Source organism: Pseudoalteromonas sp. CF6-2, from assembly GCF_021729425.1.
Lineage (GTDB): Bacteria > Pseudomonadota > Gammaproteobacteria > Enterobacterales > Alteromonadaceae > Pseudoalteromonas > Pseudoalteromonas arabiensis.
In genome coordinates this window covers 3,551,071-3,570,228 of the sequence record NZ_CP091442.1, presented here as the reverse complement: position 1 = coordinate 3,570,228, position 19,158 = coordinate 3,551,071, and the positions used below count along the sequence as shown (strand labels likewise).

Sequence of the window (19,158 nt, the reverse complement as noted above, 5' to 3'; positions counted from 1 at the left end):
CCTTTGCTTTATGAGCAATCTTTAGTTAGATCACCTCTGACAGTGCTTGACCATTAATTAACTTTTCTAAGTCTATTACTCTGTCTGCTGCTTTTATCGTTTCTTGCCTGTGGGCGACGCTAATTCTGGTTATTCTTTTTGATTTTAAATGCTGATTCACTTGTAATTCAGTAGCAGCATCTAAGTGACTCGTTGCTTCATCTAAAAATAAAACAATAGGTTGGCTGTAAAGCGCTCTGGCTAACAGTAAGCGTTGTTTTTGACCACCAGACAAAGAACTGCCTAAGTCGCCCACCTGTGTGTGCAGTCCCATAGGCATGGCTTGAATCTCTTGCCAAATTGCTGCACCTTTTGCAGCCTCAATCACTTGATTGATATCTGGTTTGGGTTCAAAAAAGGAGATATTTTCAATTAAAGAGCCATTCAGTAATTGATCATTTTGCATAACCGTGGCGCACATAGATCGAAAGTTTCGCATCCCTAGCATATTGATTGAGTGTCCATCTAATAGGTAATCACCTTGCTCGGCTTTAATTAGGCCCGTCATTAGCTTAAGTAAGGTTGATTTGCCTAATCCCGAGCGGCCAATAATAGCGACAGATTCTCCAGCATTTATTTCAAAGTTGATACCTCTAAATAACCAAGGAGATGATGGAGAATATCTAAAATGTAAATCACGTACTTCGATATGTCCTTTAGTTTGCTCCTTTGCAACGACCAATGAATTACTCTCTTGTTCTTGGCTTTGCATGACGATATCTGACATTCTTCGAAGATAAGTGGATGCCAACTTAAATCGAAATATATGGTCAACTAAGGTTTGAGTGCTGCTTGAAAATTGTTGACGATAGGCTAAGAAGGCAATGAACATACCAATCGTAAACGCATTGTTTATAATTAATGTCGCACCAAAAAATATAACGGTTAAATACTCTACTTTACTTATTAATTCTTGGCTTATTTCAGCCGAAATAGATATTTTCTCTCGCTTAATATTTTCATTGGTTGTATCGGCAAATAAGTTAAGCCATGATGATAATCGTGTACTTTCTTTGACGTAGCACTTTATGGGCATTATTGCTCGAATTGTTTCGAGGAAGTGGCTATTTTCTTTTGCTTGTTTCGCTAAAACCTGTTCTAAGTGTTTATTTTCTTTTTTTGTTAAGTAAAGCCTTACCATTAACGTGATAGATAAAAATATAAGTGATATCAAGGCAAGGGTAGGTGAATAGGTATACATTATGATTAAAGTCGTAATACCAAGAAGGCCTTCGACAATCGCGGCAATAAAGCCTCGGCTAATCATACGCTGAACTTCATTAAAGGCCTCGAATCTTGATTTGATATCTCCGACATGGCGAGACTCAAAGAATGATAGAGGTAAATGTAGTAAGTGGCGTTGTATATTAGCCTTTACCTGAAAACCTAAGTTCTTATCTAGGTATAATATTGCCGCTGAGCGAATAATATTACTAAACGTAGTTAATAGTGTGATTGCTAGAAATGCAGCCAGTAGCCAGATCAACACACCGCTATCTGAAAGTGGAATACCATGGTCAATGACGATTCTTATATAGTATGGGGATATGAGTAAAAAGCATTGCAATATCAATGCAATAACGAATATTTTGAATAGCGATGAGCCTAACCCATCAATATTACCTATAAACGTTCTAAGTGGCATTTTTACTCTTTCATCTGCAACCGTAAATGTCGATGAAGGAGTTAACTCTATTGCAATACCAGTGAAAGCTTCAGAAACTTGTTTCCAATCAAGTTTAACTTTCCCTTTGGCAGGATCATGAATAACGATCCCTGTTCTACTGACCGACGCTAAGGTTACAAAATGATTAAAGTTCCAATGAAGGATTGCTGGCCCTTTTAGCTTTGATAGCTGTCCAAGCTCTAGTTTTAGTACACGCCCAGACAAGCCAATATCATCAGCTATTTTTAAAATATGTTTAACGGTAATGCCTTGTGTTCCTACCGGATAGCGCTGTCGCATGGCAAGCATATTAACTTTGTAGCCATGATAAAATGCGATCATTGCAAGGCAAGTAATCCCACATTCAGCTACTTCACTTTGTAAAAAAGTAGGCAATTTAGATGATTTAAAGTCTATATAATCGGTTAGTCGCATTTAATTTTCACTATTTAATTAAATTTATAATCTTTTCATCTTGCTTGTTAAGTACTATTTTTATTTCAGCGTTAGGTGATAATTTTTGTATCTCATTTTCTTTTATTCTTAAGTGAATTTTTTGTTCTTTTTCACTTGATATTCCATTAATAACCATAGTGACTGTTGCAGTTATTTTTTCATCGTTAATATGTAGAGTCGCTTTGTCATTTACATTTAAATTGATTTTATTGGTGTTTGATATCCAAAAAGATAATTCACCATCGGCTGGTGGAGTCAAAAGATAACCAAGAGGCTTGTATGGTTGAGTTATATTTTTATCAATTTTAGAGTGAAAGAAAAAACCGTCACTGGGAGATCGGATAACATCACTTTCTAAACTACTTTTATTGTTTAGTTTAGAGATGGAGATCAAAGGCTGATCTTTTCTTACATGCCCACCATTTTTAGATAGGTAACTTTTTATAATGGCAACTTCACTATAAATTAGTGGGGTGTAATTTTCAGCAGATATCTTAATCGCAAGACTCTTATTTGATGGGATCGAGATTATTTTTATTAAAAGGAAGAAAGCGATAAATATAAAGATAAGAAATAATATAGAGTTATTTATCACTTTAGGTTGCTTTATAAGCGACTTGCCAATATCACTTGATTTATATTGGTTCCTAAGAGCTTCCTTTCTAAACATATTAACAATAGACATGAGCTAGCTAACTTTCTTAATTGGAATGTCACCAACAACACTGTTGCTGTTCATATAACTAAGCGGGCATCCCATTTGCCAGCTATCAAGAGTCGTAAAGCCTTTTATCCAGGTGCTAAATTTTTCATTATTTAAAGTGAGAGTGCCGTCAGGGTTAATCTTGCCAATATTGTTTCTGTCATCATCTAAAGCAACGGTACACTTATTGATATTACCATTTGCTCTAATTCCTAAAGAATTTGGCTTTCCGGCATAACAAATGTAATGACCGCGTTCATTTATTTTTTTGCTATTACCTGAATAGCGTTCTGTTAGTTCTCGAGCTAACTGCTTAGCTGATTTTTTTGATATTAGGCGGTTTATTTTTTCTTGATTATCACCCCCTAAGTTAGATATTTCTTTGAAGAATAACTGGAATCTATTATCATTTTTTAGCTCTTCATCATAGCGTTCACAAAAGGCTAAAACACTTTCATGGTTTAAGTCTGTAATATGAACTCTGAGAGTTATATGAAAATCAAGATCTGTTGCTGATGCTGCTAATAAGCGACCCCATATTTTATCAAAACTGCCTCTTCCGTTACGTGTTAATCGAGTTGTGTCGTGTGACTCTTTATCACCATCAATAGAGATTTGAAAGCTATTTTGTTTTAGCTCCACAAGTTTTGTGAGTGTTTTTATATCGAGAAGAGAGCCATTTGTCGTCAGATTTCCATATACTTTGCAGCCATTTTCTTTTGCTAATGACTGTGCGTATTCAGAAATTTCAAATAGAATGTCTTTTGCTAATAGAGGCTCCCCGCCAAACCAACTTAAAGATAGGTACTTTAATTTAGGCATTTTATTTTTGATAAGAACTTTAGTTGCATCAACTAACCAACGAGGCATTTTGCCAATTTCAAAATCTTCATAACAATACACGCATCGAAAGTTGCATTGTTCAGTTGGAAAGATAATAAGTTGAAACTTTTCATTACTAAGACTGTTCAATAGCTGCTTTTTAGAAAACCCTTTTATTTTATTTTCTGAATCTGTCATTTTATACCCCGCTAAGTTAATGGCGCAGACTTCCTAAAAGCAAGTCTGCGACAAAGTGATTAAAGCTCTTTTTCAGCGCCGCAACTAAGGTTAATATCGCAGATACCATTGCCCTCTTCATCTTCCTCTTCCGGTGAGAAACCGCCTGCTACAGCGTCAGTTAGCTCTTCACTTAACTCAACCTCACCTAATTCATTAAGTTTAATTTCTTCATCTTTAATATTTTCAAATTTCTTGCTCATTTTTTTTCCTTAAATTTATTTTATTAACCCTTGATGGGTTTTATAATTATGGCTGTGTTTTAGTTTTTTTTAACTGTTAAATTTACTGGGTTTTATTATTTTGTTTAATCTTTTTTCTATTTTTTTATTGCTGCTTTTATCTTTTTTGTTTTTTATTTCAAGTAATTTTAAATCCCTTGAAATTTTTTCTTTTAGAATGAAGTACTCAGTTTTTTCATATACTTTTAAAATTTCACTTTCTATTTTTCGGCATGGGTTGTTTCGATAAACATTGAGAGCTGTCATTCCATAATTAAACTCATCATCTATTTTTTTGTATTCTCTTAATGTATTAATTACAAGTGATGAATTGTATGGAGCTTTGCTTTCTATAATGATTTGAGAAGCGAAGTTTAAAGATGATAGCGATTCTAGTTTTGTTTTTTTTAAGCAAGATATAAGATGGTTCATTACTGTTTTTGACTTGTTTTCATTGCCTATGCACTTAAATATTTCGTAAAGCCGGTAGCTATATATTCCATTTTTTATACATGTGTACTTTTCGATTTGTTGAAAGCAAATTCTTAAAGCGTCATCAAATCTTTTTAAGTTAATTAGTGATATTATTTTTGATTCAATGTATATATCATGATTAATATACTTCTCTGGTATCTTACTTTTAAGTGAGATAACTTTATCGAAGTCGGAATTTAAGGTGTAATTTTTTAAGCATTCGTCAAGTGTTGCACGATATAGAGTCTCCCACCTGTCACCCAGAGCTGCTTTTTTACAGCTATTCCTCCTAAGAAAACGTTTGAGTTTCCATAAAAAGGAGATATATTATTTAATAATGAGTCAAACTCGGTTTTTCTTTTCGTTAATTTATAGAGCCTGAGCAAGTTGATTGTAGGGTCTATAAGGTTTACGAGATTTTGATTATCTTTGTCATTGCTATATGACTCACTCCAAAAGTTGATTGCTTTCTTTAAAAACAGCTCACTTTCATTAGTTTTTCCTTGGTAGGCCAAAACTAATGGATATGCATTGATTAGCCATAGTAATGTTCTGTTAGACTTTATCTCTTTACCTGCTACATCCCTATCAAAAGCAATAGACATGTTTTCACACCATTGTTCAATATTATATAAAGCTGTTAAATCTCGCTTTTCGGTTAAACGTTTTAAGTGAGGTTTGTAGCTTGTCGAGATATTTTCTGGCATTAGCTAATGCCCTCAGAATCAGAGAAGGAGGTGTGTTGCTCCTGATTATCACTTACATGGCAATAGACCTCTTCAGGGTCGATATAACCACCGACGAGTGCGTCAAGCAACTCGAGGTTAGTAATTTCAATAAAACCATCATTTGTTCTTCGAGCTGCTACCGAGTGTTTTTCTGATTTCATATTGTTTCTCATTTAACTTGTCTTATTGGTTTTTCGGACTTGAAGGTAAACCTAAAATAAGCCTGCTGATTTGCAATGATTTAACGCTGATATATCTGTAACTAAGTTGTGACTTTCATATAAATCAGTGATTTATGATTGTGTGGTAATTCTAATTACAGTGCGGTACTATAGTTATTGTTAAGGGAGTGTTAAGTTTGTGAGTGACTAAACAGTATGTTTTTTAAGATTGGTGAGTGTTATTTAGATACGCAAGAGATGTCTCTTCACATAAATGAGCAATCAATTTTATTAGAACCAAAAGTCTTTGCTGTCTTAATGTATTTTATTGAGCATAATGATCGTTATATTTCGATGGAAGAGCTCCATGAAAACTTATGGCAAGGTCGATGTGTCTCTGATGCAGCTGTTAGGCGAATTATAAGTAAAATACGTATTGTTTTGAACGATGACCACAAAGAACCTACTTACCTTCAATCTCTTCCAAAGCGTGGCTATAAATTAATTTGCCCAGTATCTCAAATTGCAGAAACATCTACGTCTGAGGACACCGAAAAACCAATAGATGTTAAGAATAACGACGCAAAAAAAAATAGGCGTTTTTTATTCATTGTAATTGCCACCCTCTTTTTGTTTTCATTGACCTACTTCATCTATAAAAATACTGATAAAGAAGTACATGTCGTTACAAAAGTGATTGATTCTGTTATTTCGGACAAAAGGGCGTTAGCTGTTTCAAATGATGGCAAATATATAGCATTTACAAGTAAAGTAAGTCATGAGGAAAATGACCACATCTATTTAAAAGATAGAGAAAGCCAAACTGTCAAAATGCTAATTGATGATACGACCCTACCCAGGGGTTTAACTTTTTCCAATGATGCAAAACACTTGTATTTTTCTGATAATTTAGATGGTATTGCTTTATTAAAACAGGTTGCCTTAGAAAGTGAAGCACATAAACCAGAGATATTAGTATCCGACTTTTACTTTATCGCCGATGTTTTTGTGGATAAAAATGAAGATGGCCTAATTTACTTTTCTGGGCAAAAAAGCCAACAAAGTGCAATGCTTATCTATAAGTATAACTCTAACAATAACTTGCTAGAGGAAGTTACATCCGTTGCTCAAAAAGGTGCACATGACAGCCAAGCCGATATTTCTCCAGATTCTAGCAAAGTTGTTGTGCTTCGAGTTTTTTTAGATAGTAAACGTAACTCTATTCGAGTACTCGATTTAAAAATTGGTAGCACACTTTTCCAGCATGACCAAAATGTTGTCATTTATGATGTTCAATGGCTAGATAATGAGCACATTATTTTAGTCGATGATAAAAAATTAACTAAATTGAACATTAAAACAGGTGATTTAGAGATCATAACTAATTCAGAAACAGGCTTGATTGCTGCCAAAGTTTTAAGTTCTAGTTCTCTATTGGCGATTAGAGATAATGTGTTAACCAATACGCTGATAGAGAAGAAACTACCATTAAGTGATTTTAAAAATGTTGAGTTAATCCAAGAGAAACAACCAAAGCAAGGTTACATTAAAGCTTACCAGCCCGTTGATAATAAAATCTGGATGGTTATAAAAGAGAGCGGAGTAAACTCTTTGATTTTTTATGAAAAAACAAAGGCTGATAAAAAAGTAACTTTAATGAGTACTGAAAAGCCACTTAAGTTAATAAGCTCCTCGACATCTGGGCAATATGTATTACTGAAACTTCAAGAGCGCATAACGATTCTTAATACACTTGATAATAGCCTTACCTACCTCTCTAAAGCTGATGAGTTGATTGGCGATATTACTTTTTCACTAGACGAAAAGTCTATTTTATATACGCGTAAGAGTAATGGTGAATGGCAAGCTTTTAAGCATACGATTGAAGAGAAAACAAAGGAAAAAATCTTTAAAGGTTACCGCTTTATTCGTCCATTCAATGAAGGGTATGTTCTAGGTGATGACAACGGCAGGTTATCACGCTTTGAAACGTTAAAAGAATCGATGATCCCAATGCCGATAAGTGTGTCTACTGAGCATAATACAAACTGGACGATTATAGATAGCACATTACTATGGAGTGATCATAACTTGATAAACACCACCTTCTATGAAATGGACTTATACGATGTTGATGCCTCTAGCTTAAAGTCAAAAACGTTTGACTTTAACGTGATTAGGCCTAGTTTTTATGTAGATAAAATGAATAACTTGATTGTAGTTGAAAGCTTGGGTAATAAATACAGTGATATAATTTTATTTGAAATTCAATGAGTTAAGTGTTTTTCTTTAAAGTTATAAAAAAGTCACCACATAATTATTGATAAAATTGCCCTCTTAGCCCAAATTTAATGTGAACAAAATAACTACAACATAAGTTAGGGGCTATACCACTATGAAAGACACTTTTAAAAAAACATTCATCTATGTGACTACCTTTATATTATTAACAGTAGCCAATACCGGTGGACTGTATATAAATGATACTATTAAAATTAATACTGACGAGTCATCAGTGAAAAGCATTTGTATTCTCGCTCCAGATCTATGTAAAAAATAATCTTATAAGAGAGCGTTTTTTATGGTAAATATAAATGAACTTCATTCTAGGATTGAGAGTATAAACTCAGTAGATAGCTTTAATAATTTTTTTACAGATATAAAAAATACTTATAGTTATACGCAGGTAGGGTTTATTACTTTTGATTTCTCTGACTTATTTAGATTTGATACTAATTACTTTGGAGAATTTGAGCGCCCTTTTTTAGATGAGGTTCATTCCTGTAAAAAATTAATTCATTATTGTCTTAATGAAACAAAAGCGCTGATGCTTAGTGAAATAAATGGCAATTATGATTCAGTATTAATTGTTCCTACAGGTTTACATAAGAATAAATTTGCTTGTTTGGTACTTGAGTTGCCCAATTTAAGTACTGAACCGCACAAAGCAAAAATGCTAGGAGACTATTGGCGAATCTTTTTAATCGAAATGTTTGAAGCCTACCGACGTTCAACGCGTACAGAAGCAGTAAAAATTACACGGCGAGAAAAAGAGTGTATTAAATGGGCATCAATAGGCAAAACATCCTGGGAAATTAGTCAAATACTTAATATCAGTCAAAGAACGGTTGATTTTCATTTGTCTAACTGCATAAAAAAAACGAGTAGTACTAATCGACAGCAAGCTATCGTGAAGTGTATCTTAAACGGAGAATTGCTTGCCTAACACCAGCAAGAGCCACCTTTTATGGTGGTTTATTTGTACCTAGTGTGAACTTAATTGAATTATAAGTTTCCCCTTCATTTTATTTAAAGCATTCACTTGCCATTTATATTGTTTCGTTTAAAATCTCAAAACTTTCGAAACGAAACTTATGTGATCATATAAATGACAAAACGAAACACTCAACAACGTCGCCATACAATCTTAAGTCAAGTTAATGAGTACGGTGAGGTCGCTGTAGAGGCGCTGGCTGAGCAGTTTCAAACTTCAGAAGTAACGATTCGTAAAGATCTCACGGCACTTGAGAAAAGTGGCTTATTACTGCGCCGTTACGGTGGTGCCATTGCATTGCCGCAAGAAATCGTTGCAAATAGCAACGAGAAAAGCGACTCGCTTCGCAAAATGGCAATCGCGCAGGCGGCTGCAAAGCTTATTAAAGACCATAACCGCATCATAATTGATAGCGGCCGCACTACAGCAGCGATGATCCCTGAACTTGCCAATAAGCGTGGCTTAGTAGTGATGACCAATGCTATTAATGTCGCTAACCGACTGCTTTCATTAGAAAATGAGCCAACACTTTTGATGACCGGTGGGACTTGGGATCCGCATTCAGAATCGTTTCAGGGCCAAGTTGCAGAGAATGTTCTACGCTCTTACGACTTTGACCAACTCTTTATTGGTGCCGATGGCATTGATATTGATAGAGGTACTACAACCTTCAATGAATTAGTAGGGCTTAGCCAAGTGATGGCTGAAGCTGCCCGTGAAGTGGTAGTGCTGGTTGAGTCAGAAAAAATTGGCCGAAAAATACCGAATTTAGAACTGCCTTGGCAGCGTGTTACCACTGTTATTACAGACAACCACCTAAGCGTAGATAAGCGTGAGGCGATAACAGCATGTGGTGTACAGCTGATCTGTGCAGAAATTGAATAACCGTAATAAGACCGACAACACCTTATTACGCATCATTTATGACAACACATACCGCCCAAAGTAAAACACTTTGGCATGTGCAAAAGGAGAGATTATGTGTGGAATCGTAGGGGCTGTTGCAGAACGCCCAGTAAATAAAATTCTTGTAGAAGGCTTAAAGCGTCTTGAATACCGTGGCTATGACTCAGCAGGTGTAGCCCTCGTTGAAGGCAATGTATTAAATACAGTAAAAGCAGTGGGTAAAGTTGCTAATTTAGAATCAGCCCTTAATGCGGCAAATGTAAAAGGCACGACAGGTATCGCACATACGCGCTGGGCAACACATGGCGGTGTAACTGAAGCGAATGCACATCCGCATATTTCGAATAGCGAAATTGCACTCGTTCATAACGGTATTATCGAAAACCATGCCAGCCTGCGTGATGCGTTAAAAGGTGATGGTTATGAGTTTTTATCAGAAACTGATACTGAAGTAATGGTGCACCTTATCCACCAACTTCGTCAGCAACACACTTCTTTATTGGCAGCAGTGCAAGCGGCTGTTAAGCAGTTTGAAGGCGCATTTGGTACCGTTGTTTTTGATAAAGCGAACGATAACGAAATCATTGTAGCGCGCTCAGGTAGCCCTCTAGTTATTGGTTTAGGCCTTGGTGAAAACTTTATTGCATCTGACCAACTTGCTCTATTACCTGTTACTCGTAGCTTTATTTACCTTGAAGAAGGTGATGTTGCTCGTATTACCCGTGATAGTGTGGAAATATTTGATGCAAACGGCGATGCAGTCGAGCGCGAAGTGATTGAATCAAACATCACGCAAGATGCATCAGGTAAAGGCGAATATCGTCACTACATGCTGAAAGAAATTTACGAACAGCCACTTGCTGTACGTAACACACTTGATGGCCGCCTTCACAATGACACTGTAGCGATTGATGCCTTTGGTGACAGTGCTCAGCAAATCTTTAAAGACGTAAAGCACGTACAAATTATTGCCTGTGGTACTTCATATCACTCGGGTATGGTTGCGCGTTACTGGCTTGAACAGTTTGCAGGCGTGAGCTGTAACGTAGAGATAGCCTCTGAATTCCGTTACCGTGAATCATTTGTACATGAAAACAGCTTACTTGTGACCATTTCACAGTCTGGTGAAACAGCCGATACACTTGCTGCACTTCGTCTTGCAAAGCAGCAAGGTTATATGGCGTCAATGACCATTTGTAACGTACCTGGTTCATCACTGGTGCGTGAATCTGACTTAGCCTTTATGACTAAAGCGGGTGCTGAAATTGGTGTTGCATCAACTAAAGCCTTCACCACACAGCTTGTTGGCTTATTAATGCTAACAGCATCGATTGCTCAAGAAAAAGGTTTAGATCAAAGTGCGATTGTCAATGCAATCAAAACACTGCCTAACAAGTTAGAAGAAGCATTACAGCTTGCAGAAGGAATTGAAGATTTAGCTGAAGAGTTCGCTGACAAGCATCACTCATTATTCTTAGGTCGTGGTTCACAATATCCAATCGCGATGGAAGGTGCCCTTAAGCTGAAAGAAATTTCATACATTCACGCCGAAGCATACGCAGCGGGTGAGCTTAAGCATGGTCCTTTAGCGTTGATTGATGCTGACATGCCAATCATTGTTGTAGCGCCAAACAACGAACTACTTGAAAAGCTTAAATCAAACGTAGAAGAAGTACGTGCCCGCGGCGGTATTATTTATGTATTCGCAGATAAAGACTCACACTTTGAATCTGATGAAACAATGCGTGTAATTAACGTAAACCATGTGGATGACGTGATTGCCCCAGTTGTATATACAATTCCGCTACAGCTGCTTTCATACTATGTTGCGGTTATTAAAGGCACCGACGTAGATCAGCCTCGAAACCTAGCAAAATCGGTGACGGTTGAGTAAGTTTAGAGTTTTATATTTATTAAGGCGCAATATGCGCCTTTTTTTGTACTTGTAATTCTGTTAGCTTAAAAAATTACCAACATCTCTTAAGGATAAGTCGTGCGACTATTTAAGTTACTCTGCATTAGTGGTTTTTTACTTTGTACTAGTTATGTAATGGCTCAACCAGCCGCAGATGAGGCGGTTACAAATTACAGCCACCATACGCATACTATCGAATCAAGTAATCTTAATGAGCAACGCACTGTCGTTGTGCAATTACCAAAAAGCTATCAAACACATCCAAACAAAAGATATCCCGTTATTTACCGTTTAGATGGGGCCGGCAATTTACCCTTAATTAATGCTGTGCTTGAGCGCTTACAACAAAATGATCAAGCGCCAGAGGTGATTGTAGTTGCAATTGAAAGCACTGATCGACTTAGAGATTTTTATCCCACAGTGAACAAAGAACCACAAGGGCCTGTTGGCGAAGGCGGTGGCGCAGCAAAGTTTTTAGCTTTCGTAGAGCAAGAACTGATGCCTTTGGTTAATAAACAGTATCGTACTCATGATTATAGAGTTATTGCAGGCGCCTCAGCTGCGGGTGTATTTGCTCTTTACGCAATGCAAGCTGACCCTGAGTTATTTCAAGCGCACATTGCTTATAGCCCTGCGGTATGGTGGAACTATGGCGCCCCGGCTAAGAGTCTAAGTACCTTTGTTACTAAAGCCAAAAGTATTAACAGCTATGTATATATGAATATCGGCGAAGAAGCTGGCATTATGCGCGAAAGATACGATGATATGCAGCAAACGATGCAAAATAGTAAGGTGCAAAATCTGCGCTTTAAGAGCGATGCCTTTGCAGGCGTTTCGCATAACCTAACCTCAGCTGCTGGGGCATTTAATGCGTACCATGGCTTATTTTTATCTAAACATATGCCTTTGAGTGCATTGGGCGATGATGTTTCATCAATTGATGCCTATTATCAACGTTTATCTCAGCAATGGGGCGAGCAAATAGCGCCACCAGACCGCGCTGTTAGGCTGCTGGGTTACAGCTTAACGGATAACCAGCAATTTGAGCGGGCTATTGAGGTGTTTAAGTACAATATCAAAAACTACCCAAAATCAGCTTATGCACTGTCAGCTTTGTCATATGGCTATGAAATACAAGGTAATACTCGCCAAGCATTAATTCAAATCGAGGCTGCAATCGCTGTTGCCGATGACTCTTATCCCTACCCTGATTACTTAAAAGAGACAAAAACGAGGTTAGAAGCACAGTTGAGTAAGAGTTAATAATATAGCCAACTTAGTTGTTGGCTTTTTAAGCGCCCCTTTAATATTGAGCAATTACCATAAACCAGTGGCTGTTATCTAAAAGTTATTTAAATCACTAATTCCTACTTTATGGGTAATTAATGCGCTAAAATCGCAGGCTATTTTAGTTATGAGCCCACACTTTTTATGACCTCAGCCACAAACTCTCGCAATTTCAACGAACTTGGCCTTATTCCAGAGCTACTTGCTCGATTGGCGGATCTTGAATATACCCAGCCAACACCTATTCAGGCAAAAGCAATTCCAAGCATTTTAGCGGGTAGTGACTTAATTGCAGGAGCAAATACCGGTTCAGGTAAAACAGCGACATTTGCTTTGCCTATGTTGCAAAAGTGCTTTTTAGATAAGGGAGATAAAAAAGCACAAGGCAAAGGTAACTTTGTATCAGGGCTTATTTTAGTGCCAACCCGAGAACTCGCGGTGCAAGTGGCTGATAGCGTTAAATCGTACTCTGCAAATTTTAATGGTGCGATTAAAACCGTTGCTGTATTTGGTGGTGTGTCGGTTAATACGCAAATGCAAGCATTGCGAGGCGGTGCAGATATTATCGTTGCAACTCCTGGTCGTTTACTTGATTTGATTTCAAGCAATGCCATTAAGCTTGATAAAGTAAACACCTTAGTGCTTGATGAAGCAGACCGCATGCTGAGCCTAGGTTTTACCGAAGAGCTTGCTGAGCTATTAGCGCTTATGCCCGCTAAAAAACAAACTATGCTGTTTTCTGCAACGTTCCCAGAGCAAGTTACACTATTAACCCAAAAATTGTTAAATGAGCCTGTTGAAATACTAGTTCAAAGTAAAGATGAAAGCACCCTAGTACAGCGCATATTTATGGTAAATAAAGGTGAGAAGACCACGGTTTTAGCGCACTTGATAAAAACCCATAAATGGCGCCAAACGCTGATTTTTGTGAATGCAAAAAAAGATTGTGAGCATTTAGCAAATAAGCTTGAAAAGCGTGGCATCAATGCACAAGTATTTCACGGTGATAAAGGCCAAAGTGAGCGTACTCGCGTAATCGAAAAGTTTAAAAATGGCGAAATCGAGGTATTAATTGCCACTGATATTGCAGCCCGAGGTTTAGATATTGCTAAATTGCCTGTAGTGATTAATTTCAATTTACCGCGCAGTCCTGCCGATTACATGCACCGTATTGGCCGAAGTGGTCGCGCCGGTGAAGTAGGGTTAGCGTTATCATTGATTGATTATGAAGACTTTCATCATTTTAAAATCATCGAAAAGAAAAATAAATTTCGTTTAGAGCGTGAAGAAGTGCCTGATTATACCTTAAATAAAGCGAACCTTGATGCCGCACAAGCACTTAAAAACGACAAGCCCGTAGCTAAACCTGCGGGAACAGGTAAGAAAAAGAAAAAAAATAAAGCTAACCAACAAGACGATGTCTGGAGTGGCTGGAAAAAACCTTAATAGCCTTAAAATAAACCCCGCATTGCTGCGGGGCTTTTTGCTTTTTTACAAAAAGTTAAAAATTAAAAGTCAGTCGGTGCGGGTGGCACGGTGAGTGGCTTTTTCGGGTTGTCTTTTAGCTCTTTTAACAGCTCTTCTACGGCACGTTCAATCGACGGATCTTTACCTTGGTAGATTAGCTCAGGGCGGTCAACAACTTTGATATCTGGGGTGACACCTTCGTTTTCGATGATCCAGTTGCCATCGTTATCTAAAATGCGGAATGTTGCCGCGATAACTTGGCCGCCATCTACAAGGCTTGGGTTACCCGAAATACCAATTAATCCACCCCACGTACGGGTACCAATAAGCTTACCTAACCCCGCTTGGCGGAAGTAGTAAGGAATAGCGTCACCACCTGAACTTGAGTAACCATTGATCAGCATGGCTTTTGGACCATCATGAGCAAATTGTGGTGTTTTTGTTGGCTCAACACCGCGGCGCTTCCAATAGTTAAGCGGTTTACGGGCAAGCCAGGTGATCATGTGCTCAGGAATAAAGCCGCCGCCATTGTATCGGTCATCAATAATCATGGCGTCTTTGGTGGTTTGCGGCATGTAGTTTTTGAACATGGCGCGGTTACCCTCAAACGCTGTATTGGGTAAGTGAACATAACCAATACGACCATTTGAAAGCTTATCAACGTAGGCTGCACGAGAGTTAACCCAGTCTAAATAACGCAAACCTTGCTCGCTGGCTACAGGCTTAACGGTTACTTGCCATGCACCTTTGCTGCGCGGCTTGCTGTTAAGGACTAGCTCAACTTGCTCACCTTGGGTGTTCTCTAGTAATTCGTAGAAGTTAGCTACGTCTTTTACTGAGCGGCCATTTACGGCAATGATGAAGTCGCCGTTATGCGCTTTTACCCCTGTTGTGCCAAGTGGTGAGCGGAAGTCTTCGTGCCAGTTTTCTCCTTGGAAGATTTGCTCAATTTTTACGTATCCTGATGGATCGCTGGCAAGTTTTGCACCCAATAAGCCGTGCTTTTTACGCTCTGCTTTAGGCATATCACCCGACTGCACATAAATGTGGCCTGAGTTAATTTCACCTGCGATTTCACTGAGAATGTAATCTAGGTCACTACGGTGTGAGATAGCATCAGCCATAGGTTGATACTTAGCTAAAATTGCGTCCCAATCTTGGCCGTGATGGTTTTCATCGTAGAACCAATCACGTAATGTACGCCAGCCTTCAACATACATTTGCTGCCATTCAGTTTGTGGCTCAATTTTTAAGGTCATTTTACTGAGATCGAGTTTGTTCGCTGCTAGGTCTTGTTTTGCTTTTGGCTCAATTAAGCTGTAATCCTTGCCTGCATGAACAAGTAGGTGTTCACCATTACTCGAAATTGTGTAATTACTGACTCCTTCAGCCACGGTTTCAAGCTCACTATCGTGAGCTGTGCCAATCAGTTGCAAACCGCCATTAGCCAGTGTTAGCACGCCATCTTTGACTGCGGTTAAGCCACGATAATCCCCAGCTGGTGCATTAAGAGCGGTTACACGTTGCATAAAGTCGCTGCTTTGCAGGGTATTTTTCGCTTTCTTGTCGTCATCTTTTTGTTTATCGCTGACGATTGCTGTTTCATCACTTTGTAGTGCGATAAGCGGTTTAATACTGTCATTTACGGCAGCGGCAAAAATACGCGTCGCACGATTAAACATGTAGTCAAACTCGTAGCTGCTGAAGGCTAAGTTAAAGTCGCGCTCAGAGCTAAAATACAGGTATTGACCATCAGGAGAGAACGTTGGGTTTTGCTCATTGGTCATTTCATCCGTTAAGCGAGTCACTTTCTTTTTATCAATATTGTAGTGCCACAGTGAGGCATAGCGGTTTTCATTGTTTTTCACATAAACAATGTCTTCGCTATTTGGCGACCAAGTATACTGGCGGATGCCTTCTTCATCGTAGATGCTGGTATCAATTTTGTGTTGTTTACCTGATTTTGCATCTATCCACCAGAGTGTGTGGTTCTTATCTGCAAATAATAGTTTTGAGCTATCTGGTGACCAAATCGGCGTAAAACGCCAAATAGTGCCATTGTTGGTTAGCTGTTTAGTGGCATTGTTGTCGCTGCGATCTTTTAAGTAAATTTCATATTCGCCGCTTTCATCGCTCATATAAGCAATATAACGGCCATTTGGCGACCAACTTGCGTCAATCTCGCGGCCTTTTGCTGTGTAAGATAAGTTACGTGTTGGGCCTTGTTTAACCGGTACGCTAAATAGCTCACCGCGGGCAGTAAAGAGTGCACGCTTACCATCATGAGAAATCGACATTGAGTCGATAAAGTCACTGACATTTTTTGTGTACGGCATTGCGTATTGACGCACACCAGCAATGTTAATGCTCAGCTTAGTGCTTTTTTGAGTTTTTGGATCAAAGCGATAAAGGTAACCACCATTTTCATAAACAACAGCATTTGGGCCAGCTGATGGCCACAGTACGTCAAAGTCTTGATGGTTGGTTAGCTTTTTCGGCTCAGCACCTTTTTGGTATTGATACAGATTAAGGGTGTAATCACGGTCAGATACAAAGTAAATGTTGTCGCCAACCCAGGTTGGTTGCTGATCGGTAGCACGGTTACTGGTTAGTTGTTCTGAGGTATTGTTTTTTAAATCGTAAACCCAAACATCTTGTGCGCGACCGCCTCGGGTGCGTTTCCAAGTACGAAATTCACGGTCAATCGGCGTGTAAACATATTTGCTACCATCTGGCGAAAGCATACCGCCGCCGGTTTCAGGGATAGCAAGAGGCTGCTCAAGGCCACCGTCAGCAGGCACCCTATATGGACGACCCATACGTTTACCCCACGGTGTGCGGTTAGCACGAAATACCACATTTTTGCCATCAGGTGTCCAATCGAGAACACGATAATCAAAACCGCCGCGTGGTGGCATTGGGCCAACATCGTTGTAGTAAGTGAGTTGTTTTAAGCCAGAACCATCGCTGTTAATTACATAAATTTGGCGGCTGCCATTGTACTCGGCTGCAAACGCAATGCGTTTACCGTCAGGTGAAAACTTAGGGAAGGTTTCAAAGCCAATATGGTCGGTTAAGCGTTTGCTCTCGCCTGTTTGTGTATTAGCAATGTAAATATCGCCACCGTACACAAAGGTAACATGTTGATTATGAATATCAGGAAAACGCAGTAAACGCGTGTCTTTAGTTTCGTAAGCTGATGCCCAAGGTGCCAGTGTCGCAGCCATGGCCAGTGCCAACGTTGTTAGTTTTTTCATGGGATTACATCCTATTATGGGAACTGTAACAGCATAACAATTCGCTTAAAAATAGCGATGCAGATGCGATGAAAGCACTGTTACAAAATATGAATAAAAAAGGTTGGCAATAAATGCCAACCTTTAACCACTATGCGTTGAACGTTAAAACTTAATGTTCATGATTATGCTCGTCACTTTGCTCTGCAATACCTAGCCACGTAATTGCGCTTGGTGCGAAGGTTAATTCTAAATCACCTTCAATTTCGAGATCTTCAATATGCACTTTTAGTACGTGCTGGGCGATAGGGTCAGCAACGTAAGCAAATTCACTATTTTGTGACACAGTCATGCTGAAGCTCATGCCTTCTGGCATAGTTGTTACATCTTCTTCAGTAATATCTACTTTACCTGCAAGCTCCCAATGCATGTGGCCGTCGTGCTCATGGGCTTCAAGCACGTTTAAAAAGCCTAAGTTATCAAGTACTAAAAAGTGCTCTCCGCTTGCAGAGAATGAGTAAGATACAGCACTTGCGCCTTCATCAAGTTGCCACTCAAGCACTTCCATTTCAGCTTCGCTTGGATTGATACTAACAAGCACACCAGAAGCAATTGCAATAAAGCTTTCGTTGCCTTCATGGCCGTATAGTGTACCAATGCGTGTATCACCTAAAGCATCAATATTGACGATTTTTTCTGCATGATATTCATCGTCATGCTGGTGGGCAATTAACACACCGTCGCCACAACCAAATGCTACATAATCATGGTTTTGTGCTGCACCGTGTAAATCGGGGCAGGTTAGTTCAAATGTTTGCTCAAGCTCATATTCACCATCATGAAGATGGTAAACGCCAACTTGATCAGGCAAAACTTTAGCATTTGAAGTGCTCTCGCTATCATCGCGACGCAAGGTTGCAATTAGGTGCTCGCCACGTGGTTCTGCAACACCATGCATATTAATGTCGTACTGAATGCCAGCAAGTGTGGCGGTTTTGTTTGCAATGTCGTTATCGGTTAACACTTCAACAGAAGCAGCCGTACCTGCATCGGCATTGCCATCATAAAATACAGCCATTTGGCCGTCGTGCTTAACGATGTGAGTTGGGCGGCTACCGGTTGTTAATTCGTAGTCACTAAAAGCTGGGCTTTGTTTATAGTCGTGTAGGTGATCGCCATGATCTTCACGCCATAAGCCACTATCAATAAAGCCCAAGTAGTCTTGATTGCGATTTGCAATTACCGCATAGCGATAGCTAGGTGATACATTTAATGAACTTGAATCATGAGTCAGTGTAAACGACTCGAGTAGCGAGTTATCATCTAAGTCGAAAATATTTGCTTCGTTACTGTTGGCAGCTAACACCGCCAAGCGACCCATAGAATCAATAGCATGGTCATCACCGTGATCGTGATCATCGCCATGATCATGACCGTCGTCAGGTGTTTCAATTGGATCTTTTTCAACAATGTTTGTTTCTGCATCACCACACGCGGTGATCAAGGTGCTACTAATTGCAAGAGCGAGTAGTTTTAGTCTAAATAAGTGTGTCATATTGATTTTCC

Annotated in this window: 15 protein-coding genes; 6 read left to right on the top strand and 9 right to left on the bottom strand. The window is 38.9% G+C overall.

Features of this window, described 5'->3' with window-relative positions; genetic code table 11:
• Nucleotides 1–25 precede the first annotated feature (25 nt).
• From L3Q70_RS16525 to L3Q70_RS16495, 7 genes are all read right to left on the bottom strand, one after another.
• Nucleotides 26–2,140 carry a peptidase domain-containing ABC transporter gene (locus L3Q70_RS16525; RefSeq protein WP_237114632.1) on the bottom strand — a complete coding sequence of 705 codons (2,115 nt, stop codon included), beginning with the start codon at nucleotides 2,138–2,140 and terminating at the stop codon, nucleotides 26–28.
• A 10-nt stretch (nucleotides 2,141–2,150) separates the two neighbouring features.
• A complete protein-coding gene (locus tag L3Q70_RS16520) occupies nucleotides 2,151–2,846 on the bottom strand; it encodes a hypothetical protein (RefSeq protein ID WP_237114631.1) in 696 nt (231 codons plus the stop codon).
• A gap of 3 nt (nucleotides 2,847–2,849) precedes the next feature.
• Complete coding sequence (locus L3Q70_RS16515; RefSeq protein WP_237114630.1) at nucleotides 2,850–3,884, bottom strand: radical SAM protein; 1,035 nt, start codon at nucleotides 3,882–3,884, stop codon at nucleotides 2,850–2,852.
• Between the two features lie 59 nt (nucleotides 3,885–3,943).
• Entirely contained in the window at nucleotides 3,944–4,126 is a 183-nt protein-coding gene (locus L3Q70_RS16510; RefSeq protein ID WP_193988051.1) for a hypothetical protein, read from the bottom strand.
• 69 nt (nucleotides 4,127–4,195) lie between these two features.
• A complete protein-coding gene (locus L3Q70_RS16505) occupies nucleotides 4,196–4,576 on the bottom strand; it encodes a hypothetical protein (protein ID WP_237114629.1) in 381 nt (126 codons plus the stop codon).
• 254 nt (nucleotides 4,577–4,830) lie between these two features.
• Nucleotides 4,831–5,325, bottom strand: coding sequence for a hypothetical protein (locus L3Q70_RS16500; protein ID WP_193988049.1), 495 nt, complete (start codon nucleotides 5,323–5,325; stop codon nucleotides 4,831–4,833).
• A complete protein-coding gene (locus L3Q70_RS16495; RefSeq protein WP_237114628.1) occupies nucleotides 5,325–5,507 on the bottom strand; it encodes a hypothetical protein in 183 nt (60 codons plus the stop codon). Before L3Q70_RS16495 ends, L3Q70_RS16500 begins: the two co-directional genes overlap by 1 nt.
• 216 nt (nucleotides 5,508–5,723) lie before the next feature.
• Between L3Q70_RS16495 and L3Q70_RS16490 the strand changes: the two genes are divergently transcribed.
• From L3Q70_RS16490 to L3Q70_RS16465, 6 genes are all read left to right on the top strand, one after another.
• Nucleotides 5,724–7,781, top strand: a complete 2,058-nt coding sequence (locus L3Q70_RS16490; RefSeq protein ID WP_237114627.1) for a winged helix-turn-helix domain-containing protein — start codon at nucleotides 5,724–5,726, stop codon at nucleotides 7,779–7,781.
• 307 nt (nucleotides 7,782–8,088) lie between these two features.
• Nucleotides 8,089–8,733, top strand: coding sequence for a helix-turn-helix transcriptional regulator (locus tag L3Q70_RS16485; RefSeq protein WP_193988046.1), 645 nt, complete (start codon nucleotides 8,089–8,091; stop codon nucleotides 8,731–8,733).
• 162 nt (nucleotides 8,734–8,895) lie between these two features.
• The gene (locus L3Q70_RS16480) at nucleotides 8,896–9,666 is read left to right on the top strand and encodes a DeoR family transcriptional regulator (RefSeq protein WP_062567082.1); all 771 of its coding nucleotides are present in this window, start codon (nucleotides 8,896–8,898) and stop codon (nucleotides 9,664–9,666) included.
• 94 nt (nucleotides 9,667–9,760) lie between these two features.
• Nucleotides 9,761–11,581, top strand: coding sequence for a glutamine--fructose-6-phosphate transaminase (isomerizing) (gene glmS, locus L3Q70_RS16475; protein ID WP_237114626.1), 1,821 nt, complete (start codon nucleotides 9,761–9,763; stop codon nucleotides 11,579–11,581).
• Between the two features lie 156 nt (nucleotides 11,582–11,737).
• Nucleotides 11,738–12,865: an alpha/beta hydrolase-fold protein gene (locus L3Q70_RS16470; RefSeq protein WP_237115285.1), complete on the top strand. Its 1,128-nt coding sequence runs from the start codon at nucleotides 11,738–11,740 to the stop codon at nucleotides 12,863–12,865.
• A 168-nt stretch (nucleotides 12,866–13,033) separates the two neighbouring features.
• Nucleotides 13,034–14,335, top strand: a complete 1,302-nt coding sequence (locus L3Q70_RS16465) for a DEAD/DEAH box helicase (protein WP_237114625.1) — start codon at nucleotides 13,034–13,036, stop codon at nucleotides 14,333–14,335.
• A 62-nt stretch (nucleotides 14,336–14,397) separates the two neighbouring features.
• On the opposite strand, the gene L3Q70_RS16460 is transcribed toward L3Q70_RS16465, so the two are convergent.
• On the bottom strand, nucleotides 14,398–17,613 hold the full coding sequence (locus tag L3Q70_RS16460) for a S41 family peptidase (RefSeq protein WP_237114624.1): 3,216 nt from the start codon (nucleotides 17,611–17,613) through the stop codon (nucleotides 14,398–14,400).
• Nucleotides 17,614–17,764: 151 nt separating this feature from the next.
• The gene (locus L3Q70_RS16455; RefSeq protein ID WP_237114623.1) at nucleotides 17,765–19,147 is read right to left on the bottom strand and encodes a 5-methyltetrahydrofolate--homocysteine methyltransferase; all 1,383 of its coding nucleotides are present in this window, start codon (nucleotides 19,145–19,147) and stop codon (nucleotides 17,765–17,767) included.
• Nucleotides 19,148–19,158: the final 11 nt, after the last annotated feature.